This window comes from Neptuniibacter sp. QD48_11 (assembly GCF_047778095.1).
GTDB lineage: Bacteria > Pseudomonadota > Gammaproteobacteria > Pseudomonadales > Balneatricaceae > Neptuniibacter.
This window is the reverse complement of the sequence record NZ_CP180551.1, coordinates 488436-502746: the sequence shown is the minus strand read 5'-3', so window position 1 is coordinate 502746 and position 14311 is coordinate 488436. Positions and strand designations below refer to the sequence as shown.

10 protein-coding genes are annotated in these 14311 nt (G+C 41.6%); 2 read left to right on the top strand and 8 right to left on the bottom strand.

What is annotated here, in order from left to right; genetic code table 11:
* Positions 1 to 123: 123 nt before the first annotated feature.
* The 5 genes from ACMXYU_RS02250 to ACMXYU_RS02230 form a co-directional block, all read right to left on the bottom strand.
* Positions 124 to 891, bottom strand: coding sequence for a SapC family protein (locus tag ACMXYU_RS02250; protein ID WP_415900005.1), 768 nt, complete (start codon positions 889 to 891; stop codon positions 124 to 126).
* A gap of 79 nt (positions 892 to 970) precedes the next feature.
* The gene (locus ACMXYU_RS02245; RefSeq protein ID WP_415900004.1) at positions 971 to 1798 is read right to left on the bottom strand and encodes a radical SAM protein; all 828 of its coding nucleotides are present in this window, start codon (positions 1796 to 1798) and stop codon (positions 971 to 973) included.
* A gap of 86 nt (positions 1799 to 1884) precedes the next feature.
* Positions 1885 to 2772, bottom strand: a complete 888-nt coding sequence (locus ACMXYU_RS02240) for a hypothetical protein (protein WP_415900003.1) — start codon at positions 2770 to 2772, stop codon at positions 1885 to 1887.
* Positions 2762 to 3517, bottom strand: coding sequence for a hypothetical protein (locus ACMXYU_RS02235; RefSeq protein WP_415900002.1), 756 nt, complete (start codon positions 3515 to 3517; stop codon positions 2762 to 2764). Before ACMXYU_RS02235 ends, ACMXYU_RS02240 begins: the two co-directional genes overlap by 11 nt.
* A gap of 46 nt (positions 3518 to 3563) precedes the next feature.
* Positions 3564 to 4979: a TolC family outer membrane protein gene (locus ACMXYU_RS02230; RefSeq protein WP_415900001.1), complete on the bottom strand. Its 1416-nt coding sequence runs from the start codon at positions 4977 to 4979 to the stop codon at positions 3564 to 3566.
* A 398-nt stretch (positions 4980 to 5377) separates the two neighbouring features.
* On the opposite strand from ACMXYU_RS02230, the gene ACMXYU_RS02225 reads away from it, so the two are divergent.
* Positions 5378 to 7534, top strand: coding sequence for an EAL and GGDEF domain-containing protein (locus ACMXYU_RS02225; RefSeq protein ID WP_415900000.1), 2157 nt, complete (start codon positions 5378 to 5380; stop codon positions 7532 to 7534).
* Position 7535: 1 nt separating this feature from the next.
* Here the strand turns inward: ACMXYU_RS02225 and ACMXYU_RS02220 are convergent, their stop codons facing one another.
* The 3 genes from ACMXYU_RS02220 to ACMXYU_RS02210 form a co-directional block, all read right to left on the bottom strand.
* Complete coding sequence (locus ACMXYU_RS02220) at positions 7536 to 7787, bottom strand: hypothetical protein (protein ID WP_415899999.1); 252 nt, start codon at positions 7785 to 7787, stop codon at positions 7536 to 7538.
* A gap of 87 nt (positions 7788 to 7874) precedes the next feature.
* Positions 7875 to 10490: an EAL domain-containing protein gene (locus ACMXYU_RS02215; RefSeq protein ID WP_415899998.1), complete on the bottom strand. Its 2616-nt coding sequence runs from the start codon at positions 10488 to 10490 to the stop codon at positions 7875 to 7877.
* 8 nt (positions 10491 to 10498) lie between these two features.
* Positions 10499 to 11944 carry an ABC transporter substrate-binding protein gene (locus ACMXYU_RS02210; protein WP_415899997.1) on the bottom strand — a complete coding sequence of 482 codons (1446 nt, stop codon included), beginning with the start codon at positions 11942 to 11944 and terminating at the stop codon, positions 10499 to 10501.
* A gap of 233 nt (positions 11945 to 12177) precedes the next feature.
* Here ACMXYU_RS02210 and ACMXYU_RS02205 point away from each other — a divergent pair, with 233 nt between their 5' ends.
* Complete coding sequence (locus ACMXYU_RS02205; protein WP_415899996.1) at positions 12178 to 14292, top strand: TonB-dependent receptor plug domain-containing protein; 2115 nt, start codon at positions 12178 to 12180, stop codon at positions 14290 to 14292.
* The last annotated feature ends 19 nt before the right edge of the window (positions 14293 to 14311 follow it).

Genomic DNA, 14311 nt, shown 5'->3' with positions numbered 1-14311 from the left:
TCTAATCGGTCCTGCCGAAGACCATTCTATAAATGCTGAAAAACCGGATCGACGCTGCCACACCAATCCGGTTCTAAATACTTCTTATAAAACAACGGGGTAGTTCCCACCACCCCATTTAATTTAATGCGTTACTTCTTCTGTCGTCTCTTCATCTGCAGATACAGCCGCGCTACCAGAAACTTTTTCAAGCATCTTAGTAAAATTACGCATAGACTGCAGATGCACATAAATCAGTTCTAGCTCATCAGTTTGAGCTAGCTCAGCAAACGTTTCAGGAGCTAAACCTTTTAGTTTTTCACGATTAACTGCTTGGAAACCAGTCACAGTACGTTTCTCGCCAGCTGGCGTAGTAAACTGCGCTCCCATAGGCTCAAGCAAATCTAGTTCCTGGAGCTTTTTAGCAAAAGCCTTAGTGCGCTGATAATGCACTTGATACTCTTTTAGGAAATCCAATACAGAACTTAGATACTGAGTTTGCTCACCATCAGCATCAAATAGCTTTTCGCCACGCCCTTCCTGATTGCAACCTTCGAACCCCTCATCTACACAAAGCGTTAGGGTCGAACCATCATCAGCACTAGAAAAAACAAATGGGTAACGACGGATGAAAGCTGGGATATATTTAGCTTTCCAACTACCATCTTCATTTACGTAAAGATTTTCCTGCTCTCTAACACCCATTAGAACTACCGGTAGAAGATTTTCACCTTCGCCCGCAAACACTACACAATATTCTTCAGCCGCATTAGGAAACTCAACAGCCATTAACGGTACTGAGTTAACCGCTTGAGCAAAGCCATATTGACTACCCGCTTTTACTGACCAATCTGCATGACGCTGCTTATTGATTGGCTGAACATCTCCGTAAATCAGTAACTGTGTTGTCACGTTGTTTTCCTTAGCTATTTCTAATATTTATTGCAGTCTAAAGGATCCATCTTAGATAAGAAGACACCCCTTCTGCAACTTAACTATTGGCCTGTGGAGTAAGTATTTCTTCTTCCCAACCAAAATTCTTAATATATGCACTATTTAACCCTAGGCATTCCGTGGACTGACAGCTTTCTCGATGCTTACATTGATAAAAACCGTTTTTTTCAAATTCCCGCCAAAATACAGGATCAATAAAAAGTTGCGGCTGTCCATTTACCAATAAATGCTTAAATTCTCCCAACAAACATTGTGGGAAATTTTTAATTTCCACACGCCGACCTAGCGCCTGTGCTTTTATCACAGCCTCTTTCAAATAGGGCAACATTTCCAAATGAGGTGCAAGCAAAGTCTTTTCATCCTTGCCTGACATCGGCCAATAAAACCAAAATTCCATTTGCGCTAAGTTTTTTAAATGCGCTAATGCATCTACAACTTGCGGTAACTGCTTATAACTTTTTTTTGTTACGACTGTATTAGTAATACTGATCGTATGCTCCCAACGATCTATATTTTCCATTCCCTGAAGGGTTTTATTAAATGAACCTTGAACTTGGGTTATTGCATCATGCGACTGAGCATCTGCAGCAGCAACGCTAATGAAAAATTCGTCAACCCCAGAGTCAATGAGCTGGGCACAATAATCTAACTTGCCAAGATGCATACCATGACTCTGAATTCGAACATGCTGAAAGCCAGACTGCTTTGCGGCTTTAGCCAGTTCAGGCAAATTTCTGTGCAAGGTAATTTCTGAGCCGGTAAGAATTAGCCCAGACCACTTTTGGTGTTCTCGATTATAAGCAAGCAGCTCATCAAACTTTTGTCGACTCTGCGGTTCAAGATAATCCATAGTTCCTTCGATCATGCAGTGAACGCATTTTAAGTTACAGCGAAATTCCATTGTCATAGAGACGTAGACACTGTGATCGAAGCGCTGTTCTATAGAAAGCATCAAAAAATTCCGTAATAACTCGTCTTCAAAACTTCTATCTGGCCATCAGGCAACATTTTGTAATCTACGCCGACATCATAGAGCATATGATCTAATTCATTCATAGAAGCCTTTACATAACCCAGAATCGGCTCTGGATACCTCATGACTTCTAAGAACCAAATAAGCTGTTCTATTTTAATACGAGAGAAGTAGATCCCTTCATTTTGTTTTTTATTAGCAACTACGGTCGTTTCACAATCACGAAGTTCAGGAAAAAGAATTTTATTGAAATCTAACTTCCGCAGGTTCAAATGCGCAGAACTTGCTATCTTTGCCAAAATACCTTCTTTCTCTTTAACCGAGTTATAGAAGTAATAAAGATTGCTTAAGGAAAGACCGTCTTCAGACAAGAGATAACTAATTCCTGAAGACACATTACTACCGTCATTCCCAATATAGATATTCGCTTCGCTTAAATTTAAACGACATTCATTCAACTCTTCGACACCCAGATCTATCGAAAACATAAAGTAAGGTACATCATCCGATACATCCAAAGCAGTCGATAAATAATCAGGCATCAGTCGCTTTAAACGAGAAAAGGAGTTTATTCTCTCAAGGCGTTTATAGTCGTAAAAATACAGTTCCCAACTAATTTTTCCGTCAACAAGCTTTACCCCCCAAACTGTCTGTCCCTCTCCCATCAATTTCTGAATTTCGTTTATCAACTTAACGCCGTTAACTCCGACGCCCGCTACAGAAAAGCTATTTAATAGAAGGTTAACAGAATGCTGTTTACCATCAGTAGCTGCCAGAGGGGGGTACGACCAAAGACAATAATCCGACAACTGCGCTTTGGGGCCACATTTTTTAAAAAACAGCTCTAGCTCATTCCTATTTTCCACAGCGTTCTTCCACTCCAAAATACAGCGTAACAAAAGGCTCTCCAGCTCGATTTATTCCGCCAGATACATGACCTAAAACACGACCCGCATTTTGTTCTAAAAATTGTTCCACAGAAGTAGACGAAATTGAAAAGCTTTTAAAAAGCCTTTTCAGTAAAGAAGGCAACTCACCTATTTGGAGAGAGAAATCATATAAATTGATATCAAAAGACCTACGCACACTCTCAGGCTCAGATACATCAAGCATCATTGGCAACTTTGATTTACAAACCTGCTCCAATAATGCTGTAACCCACAAAGACTGTCCCCGCCCAGAAGAGCCTAAGCATTGTTCAATAAATGAAAAATAATGCTCCTTGGATAAGGAGGGTAAACATCGATAGTTTGTGATTAAATGACGATTGCTATTTGGATTCCATTTAATTGCCTGATGCAGCAAAAACCCCTTCGAGTCATTTAGCTCGCCACCTTCGGCAACAGAATAAGGATACTCAAGATAAAGTTTAAACAGCGGCTCACCACGCTCATCCTCATACCCTAGATGAACAAGCTCAGCTTTATCAAGTCGATTCTGAATCCATCCCAAGCCTTCGTCAGGCATTTTAAGATCAACCGCTAACTCCAAAAGCGAAGCCAGCGGATCGGTCCCAAAACAGTTTTTGTGTTGAGTAAGTAGAAATCGGGTTTGATTGAGAGTTCCCGCCGTTAATTTACAAGAACGCTCATAACCAAATGGCACTGCCAAAGAGGAAAAGGCAGATAGCAATACAGCTTGCGGCTGCATTTGAGACCTAACGACGAGCCTGCTCAGAACTTCGATAAGTACGGCTATCCATTACCGATGCCGTAATCTCAAACGCTTGCTCTTCACCAGAAAGCATGGCGTTAACCTGCTCCAAATCAGTATCTCCTAAGAGGCCAACAGCACGCTTTAGGCGCAACGTATTTATAAGATAGTCATATCGAGCACTAGAAAACTCAGTTCTAGCAAAGAACAAATCACGCTCTGCATCCAATACACTTAAGCTCGATGTCAAACCAGACTCATAAGCGGTACGTTTTGCTTCTACACCAAGCTCATAAGCATCCACTGAACGCTGCAACGCTTCAACTTTAGCAATAGAGCCAACAACACCGTCAAATGCAGCATACGTCTCACGTTCTGTTGCACGCCACTCAACTTCTAATTCATCCTGAGCTTTATTATGCAGTTCAATAGACTCTCTGACTTTAGAAGACACTGCACCACCTGCGTAAATGGGCACAGTTAATTTAACCATCATGTCTTGAGTCTCAACTTCAGAGCCACCACCAAATAGTGACCCTTCTGTCTCTCTATTGTTCTGCGAAAAAACAAAATCTAATGTTGGATAATGTCCACCCTTTTGTCGGCGAACTTCCTGCCAAGCTACTGAAGTCGCATAACGCTTAGCGAGAACATTAGGATTGTTGTTTCGGCTTTTCTCAACCCACTCTTGAGGCATTGCTGGCGTTGGCTCAACCAAGTCCATATCAAGACCAAGAGAAACCAATGACTGGGGTAATTGCCCTGTCATCTCTTTCAAACTTTGAAGCGCATCCTTTAGTGTATTGCGAATTTCCACTTCACGCGCTTTAGCTTGCATATAACGCGCCTGAGCATCCAGTTCATCGGTAACACGTGCCAGACCATCTTCGCGCTGCTGACGTACCAGCTCATAGTGTTTTTCTAGGGAAGCAACTTCAGACTTAACAGAAGTGTAATTATCGTATTCTCGTAGCGCAGAAAAATAGTTTTCGGCGGTACGCATCATCAGATCTTGGCGAACATCCTCCAACTCAGACGCTACCCTCTTCACATCTTCTTTCGCTTGTTTAAAGTAAGCCCAATTACTGTAGCTATAGATAGATTGGGTAAGAGATAGAGTCATCTCAGTGGTTGGGTAAGAGGTGCTCCCGCTGGAAAAAACCTGATTATCAGAACTAACAATATCTTGCGTTGTTTCTGTCTGAGAATAATCAAATTTGATAGTAGGAAGTAACGCGGCTTTGGCTTGAGAATATATTTCTTTAGACGCTTCGTGCTCATGAAAACCCGCCTGATAGGTAGGGTCATTTTCCAACGCTAATTTGTAAACATCAATTAAATCTTCGGCATTAGCTGATAGGCTAATCATACACCCAGAAAGGCATGCAGCTGTTACAATCTTTCTTACACTTTTGTGCACAATAGACACCTTATTTAGCTCCTCTCTTTTTAAGCCCGCTCTGCAACAGGATCGGTTTCTATCAGGATGCAGATTTTTACATTTCAACGTGATGAGCAATATTACACTACACAAACCCAAAGCACTTAATTCAAGACAATTAATTTAGTAGTTATTAACATACATAGAATTAAAGCGTTATATTTTTTAGAGTATATTTGAAAAGAAATTAAGTTTTTATACATTTCCTATTATTAAATTACCCCAAACTCAATCAAAGTCATCCGCACAATAGCAAGCTAGCGAATTAAAAGTACATTTAGAATTACTTAAACCTGTTTATTGAAATACAATTCAACATCTATACTTATAAGATGATCATTTAACTCTGGAACAGCAGAACTGCAGTAGCTATCCATATGAGTAACAAAGCCATTAAACAGACTGATTTCGAAGCTCAGGTTGCACAATTGCAGCAGGAGATAGAACGCCTTAACGATTTTGCTGCGCTATCGTCCGATTGGTTTTGGGAGCAGGATAAAGAGTTTCGATTCATCAGCTTCTCAGGGACCGGGATCAGCCGAATGAGTCGCAACCAGATCGATTTTATTGGTCGTTGCCGCTGGGAAATGCCAATTAGCCCCGACTCTTATTCTGCAATGCAGGAACACAAAGCTCTATGTAAGCAACACGAGCCCTTCTATGATTTCCAGTACGATATTTTTAATGATGAAGGGCAATTACAGCGCTATACCGTCAGTGGTGCTCCAACCTTTGATATTGAGGGGAATTTTTCAGGTTATCGAGGCATAGCTTCCAATATCACCGATCTTTACTTAGCACGGAAAGCATTTAAAAAAACCCAGCAACAGCTGTCCCAGATGATTATTGGCAACCCCATTGCCAGCTTCGTTATCAATGAAGATCACGTTATCACACACTGGAATAAAGCCTGCGAAATACTCACAGGCATACCTGCTGCAGCAGTGATTGGCACAAAAGACTCTTGGCGTGGCTTTTATGGTCATCCGCGCCCAGTGATGGCCGATTTAGTTCTTAATGGCGCCATAGCCAAAGATATAGAAAAACACTACGGTCATAAATTCCAGCCATCAGAGCTCATCCCAGGTGCAGTAGAAGCCCAAGACTACTTTCCTAAAATGCATGATGGTCGCTGGTTATATTTCACAGCAGCTCCTCTTCAGGATGAAGATGGTCAAACCATTGGAGCGATAGAAACCCTGCAAGATATAACCAGCCAGAAAATCCAAGAAGAGAAAATCATTCATCAAGCACATTTCGATAACCTCACAGGATTACCAAATCGTTTCTTAGCTCTCGACCGGCTCAATTTGCTGATTCAAGAAGCTGACCGAAACAACAAAAAGCTTGCAGTCCTCTTTATCGATCTAGACGATTTTAAGAAAGTAAACGATACGCTTGGTCATGCACTAGGCGATGAATTACTCATTCAAGCAGCAGATAAATTACGCTCGATGATTCGCGCCAGCGATACCATAGGCCGTTTGGGCGGTGATGAATTTATCGTTCTCATTAACAACCTCGAAGATTCCCTTGAGGTACGCCCCATTGCAGAAAACCTACTCAAAAGCTTCCGCGATGTTTTTAAAGTCAAAAATAGAGAACTGCTTCTTACGACGAGTATTGGTATATCCCTTTATCCAGATGATGGCAGCCAACCGGATCAGCTGCTGCGAAATGCTGATTCCGCTATGTACCACTCCAAAAGCGAAGGTCGAAATGCCTACCACTTTTTCACCGAGGATATGAATGCCGGTATAGAACGCCGCTTACTGATAGAAGAGCAGATGCATGGCGCATTAGCACGTAACGAATTCTATCTAAACTACCAACCCGTATTTGACACTCAATCGGAACGTATTGTAGGTGCTGAAGCCCTACTTCGCTGGAGCAACCCAGTTCTAGGCCACGTACCTCCCGACGAATTTATACCGATTGCCGAACAAACAGGCTTAATCATTCCGATTGGTTACTTTGTATTAAAAGAAGCATTGAAAGCCACTAAAACTTGGACTGAACAACATAACTCCAATTTCAAAATTGCAGTCAACTTATCACCGCTGCAATTTAAAGCACCAACACTGCTCACCAAGATCAAAAAATACCTCAATACAAATCAGCTATCGGGCGACAGCTTACATTTGGAGATAACGGAAGGTGTGCTATTAGGCAATCAAACTTACATCATAAAAGCGTTTGAGGAATTCGCCCAATTAGGCATTCTTATCTCAATGGATGACTTTGGCACAGGCTACTCTTCTTTAAACTACCTTCGCCAATACCAGTTCAACACCCTAAAAATCGATCGTAGTTTTATGCAAAATTTTGAAGATGATAAAACAGCCCCAGCGCTAATAGATGCAACCATTGCTATGGCACATGCACTCGGAGTAAAAGTCATTGCAGAGGGGGTAGAAACACAGTCTCAGAGGGACTATTTAGCGGCAAAAGCATGTAACTATATTCAGGGATATTTTTACAGCAAGCCTTTACCGCAAGAAGAATTAACTAAATTAATCAGCCGCCATCAATAAACTACTTTTTAAGTTTCAAAATAGGACGTTTAGGCTTATCAGTTGCGTTAGGCCTTACTGCCCGAACTGTTGCTTTAGCGCCGTTTTTAGCTGCGTACTCCATCCCTTCTCGAATCATTAAAGCCAGTTCTGGCGCAGAAAAACCTTTGTCACCCCTGATGGACAGATCAAGCGGATTGCTGAAGCTACCGTCCAAAACTTCAATAGAAAGACCCGACTGATGCACAACCTGGCGCCCGTCTACAGACCACATACTAGCATTCCTAAAATTAATTAACGTTCGCTACACAATATACGTCAACACAGCTAGCGAACCAACGGAACTAAGTAGTAAAAGACGTCATTCATTAGTCGAGGAAATATCGGAACTTTGATAATCTTTGACCCAGAGCAAGAACTCCTCTGGCGCTAACGGCTTGCTAAAGTAATAGCCCTGAACGCGATCACAGTTCATATCCGCTAATATATTCAATTGTTGCTCTGTTTCAACACCCTCAGCAACAACGGGCAAACCCAAACCAGCACTCATGCTAATTGCGGCTGAAATAAGTGCGCAATCTTCGGGATCTGAAGCTATATCGCGCACAAAAGTCCTATCTATTTTCAAGATATCAAATGGATAATTCTTCAAATTACTGAGGGATGAGTAACCCGTGCCAAAATCATCCATCGCGATTCCAATACCAAGTTCCTTTAGCGCCTCTAGCGTTCGTTTAGCTTCCGTAGGATTCCTGATCAACAATCCTTCCGTTACCTCCAAGATTAAACTCTCCGGATTAAGATTCGCTGCCCCTAACGCTTGATCAATCACTGCCCCCAATCCATCCCCATGTAACTGTCGAGGAGAAACATTGATTGCTAAACTCAGGTCACGCAGGCCTTGAGTTCTCCAATCAGCAATCTGCATACACGCAGTTTGTATTACCCAATTTCCTATTGGCACAATCAAACCCGTTTGCTCAGCTATACCGATAAACTGATCTGGCGACACAGGACCTAACAATTCATTATTCCAGCGCAACAAAGCCTCGACCCCAACCAATTTTCTGGTCTGAGCTTCAACTATCGGTTGATAGGATAACGATAACTCTTGCTTCTCCAATGCAGACTTCAACTGGGTTTCCACCTGCATTCTCATCGTCAGGTTTTCATGTATCTGGTGATTGAAAAACCTATATGTATTGCGACCGGCCTCTTTAGCTTGATACATAGCCAAATCAGCATTGCGTAACAGAATAGCCCCATCCTCACCGTCTTCAGGAAAGATAGATAATCCAATGCTAGGGGTAACTGCTAAACTATGGCCTGCCAATTGAAACGTCTCCGAAAAGGCATGCTTAATCTTATCTAACACAGGGAAGCAATCGGATTGCTCTGAAATTGCGGGCATAATAATCAAGAACTCATCCCCACCTAAGCGCGCAACTACATCTGATTCTCGGACGGTATTCAGCAGCCGAGAAGCCGCCTTAATTAAAAGCTGATCACCAATATCATGACCCAATGAGTCATTAACATTCTTAAAGCCATCAAGATCGATAAACATAACCGCCAATTTATGCTGCAATCGCCGAGCATTAATTACCCCCTGTGCTAAACGCTCCATCCCAAGCGTTCTATTGGGCAATTCAGTCAGTGCGTCATAACTAGCCTGATAAAGTAGCTTCTGCTCCTGTTCACGTCGTTCGGTAATATCTTCCTTAATAATCAGATAATGGGTAATTTCTGATTCGGTGGTTGTCACCGGAGATAAGTGCACTGCTTCCCAACAACTCTGACCCGACCGTCGAGTAGCACATAGTTCGCCTGCCCACTCTTGGTCATTATTTAAAGCCTGAGTAAAATCAATAAATGAGGCTTTCTTTGTCTGTTGTTGATCAATTAAAGAGATGGCACTTTTGCCCAGCAGATCCTCTTCAACAAAGCCTGAGGCCTGAATAGCAGCATCATTCACATACTCGATCATTCCTCTAGCATCGGAAATGATGATACTGACAGGGGTTTGCGATACCGCAAGAGAAAGTACTTTTAGTTCTTGCTGTATTTTTGCTCGCTCAACAACCTCTTCACGAAGCTTGAGATTAGACTCTTTTAGCTCTTTTGTTCGCTCTTTAACCCGCTCTTCCAATAATAAGCGAGCTTGAGTTAGCGCAGTTTGTCGATCAGCTAGTTTCTCCTGCATAGCGTTAAAAGATCGCGCCAAAGCCGTTAACTCATCATGCCCAACAACATCAACTTTATGCTCAAGATCGCCATTGGCAATTCTAAAAAATGCCTGACGCATTCGGTTTAAACGCAAAACGAAATAGCGAGAAAACCAAATCATTAAGATGATCGCAATCAGCATTCCAACGAGGGAAATCAGCAAGAAACGTTGTTGTTGCGACTCTAATTCTGCAACCGCTTCGATTATAAATCCATCTGTTGAGATCTCGATCTGGGTTACAAGAATCTCTAAGTCCTTTGCGATGACATTAAATCGGGGTTGAGATTCAAATTGAGACAATCGAAAAGCTTCCGCTATCTGCCCATCAACGGCAGACTGAATAACTTTATTGATACTAGATTTCAGTCGCTGCCAATTATCATCAATTGATCGAACCTGCCTATCATGCCCATCACCAAATTCGTCAATGAACGCGCGCCAACTATGTTCAAATAACTGGATATCTGCAGACAATTTTTCAGTTGCAGCTGTAAGAGCGAAGAAATCACTCTCAACATGTAAATTAACTTCAGTGACTCGGATACGATAAATTAAGGATTGAAGTGCATTGACCTGAACTAAAGGCCTGACGGCTTGGTTCTGTATTTCCGCCTGCTGCTGAGTAGATTGCTGAGCAATCTGCTGAGCTACAGACAACAAAACTCCGACAAATAGCGCCATAAGAATGGCACCAAACAGTAATTTACGCTGAATAGTTAGTTGATGCTTTTTACTATCAAAAAGAGCCAAAATAATCCTTAATGAACAGTTGGAAATAACGCTTTCATTTTAAGCCAATATTTAATCTGCTGTTCTCGACCATATTGTTCTGTAATCTGATCCCACTCTTTAGCTGTGGCACGCATAGCCTCTTGCGCCGACTGCTCCCCTTTTGCGGCAAGAAAAAGATTCTTATTAAGCGCAGCAATATATTCTCGATCTCCAGGTAGTCCCGTACCAGCAGGCACAGTCACAGAGACTTCTTTAAGAGCCACGTCTAATACATCTTTACCATACGTAGCCTGAATAGTTTCAGACTGAAAGTGACTAACTCGGTAAGGATCAGCAAATCCTCCTTTCTCCGATAGAGCAAGTTCAGATATATCGGGGTCAGTCAGCCACATTGCAAATAAAAATGCTAATTCTTTATTCTCAGCAGTACTAGGTATCACTAAGTTATTGCCATAGATAAGCGTAGTTCGACGGTTAACTATATTTCCAACTTGGGTTCCTGGCATTGATACAGCTATATATTTCCCTCTTACTTTAGAATGAGGAGAATTAAAAATTTTCGCCCCTGCTAAGGTAATAATGGTCGAATAGCCTTTGCCACTCATAAAAATTGGCAGGGTATAAGTGTAGTTGCTGGAGTGATTAAGAATATCAGGTGGGGAATAAGGTAAGGTCGCTAAATAACTATCTGTAGCAGCAATGCCAGCTTCACTATCGATCAATGGTTTCATAGTGTCATCAAATAAGTATTGATTTGGATACGCTTGCGAAACGTATCTAGGCATCCAGAACATCCACCCAGAAGCTTCATCACGCTGCTCTACAGAGCCATAAAAACCGGACTCTGATCGATGAAAGAAAGCCACCTGCTGCTGATACTCTAGCCATGTTTTAGGCGCTTGTAAGGGTTCATTAAACTGCGCTTGATAAGACCTTTGATTATCAGAGTTTTCCAACAGATCTTTGCGAAGATATAGCAAAGCGATATCCCCATCAGCAGGTATAGCAACAGGAATCCCAGCATAGAAAGCTTGCTTTTTCGGCATTAAAAAAGGACTTTTTTGCACATCAACCAAGTCAAAACCAAACCACTCAATAAAAGGAGAGAGATCAACAATCAAGTTATTGTGAAATAGATCAGCATATTCTCTATTTCGCGCAACGGTTAGATCTATATCTGTCTGATTCTGGATATAATCAATTGATGCTTGCTGAGGCATTGTTTTAGCATCAATTAGTATACCTGTAGCGTCCTCCCATCGATTTTTCAAATCGTGATTTTGACCTAAAAAATTGGCAATATTCCCCTGCTTTGCGACCAAACGAATGACTGAGTCAGGTGCTATACTTCCTTGTGCTACCAACGTTTTTACACTTTCAATCGCTTTGTCCGCTTGCTCTCCTGCAATTGAAACAACCGACACCAATGTAAGGGAAAAGATACATAAAAAGGACCTAAAAACGGATTTCAACTCTCATCCCTCTGGTTTAATTGCTACACACATAAAGTTATCATAGATAACCCATTAAGTTTGGCTGCATTAGTTAACAATGAGTTGGATACTGGAAAACAATGGCTTCATCATAGAGGCTATTATTATGGGAATAATTATTGTGTATGTTGGGCTTAAAATCTAATCCCAGACCTTATTTCCTCCGTTAGTTTCGAAACTTAAGCACATACGCTTTTATAGGATGTACTCGCATGATTGATGGCAAAATAACGAAACAATCAAAATATTTAATAAGTCCGGTTGTGCTTGCCACCACTTTAAATGTTTTCGCTCAAGATCAATCTGAGTTACCCGAATTCACCGAAGAAGATATTTTTATAGATATTCCCCAGGTAATTTCTGCGACACACTTTCCTCAGAAACTAACTGAAGCACCTGCTGCCATCACCATCATTGATCAAGATATGATCGAAGCTTCAGGTGCCATCAATATTCCAGACCTATTTCGCTTAGTGCCTGGAATGCAAGTATTCCACGTAAACACAAATAAAATGGGTGTTACTTATCACGGCATGTCAGATGATTTTCCATCACGCATGGAAGTGATGATTAATGGTCGATCGATCTATATACCTCTACTTTCCACTGTAGTTTGGGAAACCGTAGGCATTACTGTGGATGATATTGACCATATTGAAGTCGTACGAGGCTCCAACGTACCTACCCATGGTTCGAATGCGTTTCTGGGTGCCATCAATATTATTACTAAATCTCCAATTGCCGAATCTGGTACGGCTGTTAGAACCACGACTGGCGCCCTTGGCACAAAAAATATTACTGCACGCCACTCAGACACCCTTTCAAATATCAGTTACACCCTATCTGCTGGTAGAGAAGAAAATGATGGTAGCGATTATTATAAGGATGGTGCGCAAAATAAGTTTATTACCCTATCTGGATCTATAACACCTAATCTATCCGACACTATCCATTTTGATATCGGCGCAACCAAGGGTTACGCCTATCGCGGGGATTCTGATAAAACTGATCTTGATAAAGCAGGCTTTACCCCTAGAGATCACCTATCCAGTTTCCAAGATATTCGTTGGAACCGAGTTTTAGAAGACCAGTCAGAACTCCAACTGCGTTACACACACAATTTTTTAAAGCTAGATACAGAAAATTGGACAGCAGAAGAGCTCGTAATTAACGAAGGAATTCCGACTGTAGAGTTAGCAGAAGCATTACTTGCTGATAATTTTGGAGGCGCTGCTGCTAAAGATACAGAACGTGGAACGGTACAAACCCATGAAATTGGCTTTTTATACACAACCAATCCTAATGAGCGGATAAAAGCGGTTCTAGGTAGCGACCTTATTCACGAACGAGTTAAAAGCAACGTATTACTTCAATACCCAGATAAAGATTGGATTCATGGGAATCGCTGGCAAATTTTCGGTAACCTTCAGTATAAAGCAACAGAAAAAGTAACTCTGAATGCCGGCGCTATGTTTGAAGAAAGCACTTATGTCGGCGGCGCAACTTCATACAGAACCGCACTAAACTATGCATTAAGTGACTTCTCCACAATAAGGACGGCATTTTCTCATGCTCACCGAATGCCATCATTACTAGAAACAAATCGCCGTGCCGTGATCGATTACAGTGTTTTATTTGGCCCTGGAACAATCGATTTACTTAACCTACCCGGACCTCTCGATTCTGAAGAGATCAACACCTTTGAATTAGGGTTCTTTCATACCTGGCCTGAACACGGCAGTCATTTTGATCTCAGACTTTTCTATGAAGATATAAGTAATGCGGCCGTCAGGAGTACAAGAATAGATTCTGATGTCGATGATGCAAATAATGATCATTATGATATTGGCCAGAATAACTCAGAGTGGATCAATCAAGGCGCTGAGGCCCAGTTCAAATACACATCGTTATCACCACATAAAAATACGGTGATATTTAACTATAGTTACAACCAAACTAGAGGCATTTGGAACCGCGGTGCATACCCAGAAGCCGATCCAAGGCTAGTCCCGCTTAATGCTGCTTCACCTTTGCACACTGCATCACTGTTGTTATCAACAAAACCTACTGATAGCAGCTTAATATCATTATCCCACTATTATATGGATCACGTAGAATGGATTGAGGGTTTCAGCGACAAAAACAGTGGACGTACGAATTACACTCGAACTGATATGAAAGTCTCGAATACTTTTCAATTAGATATGAATTCTGAACTGGAACTATCCCTGATCGTTCAGAATCTATTCGATAAAGAGTATGCAGAATTCTATTCAAACAATATATTTGAGCGTCGGACCTACCTGCAAATGGGGCTAACGTTCTAAACCAATAAACTGCAATGGA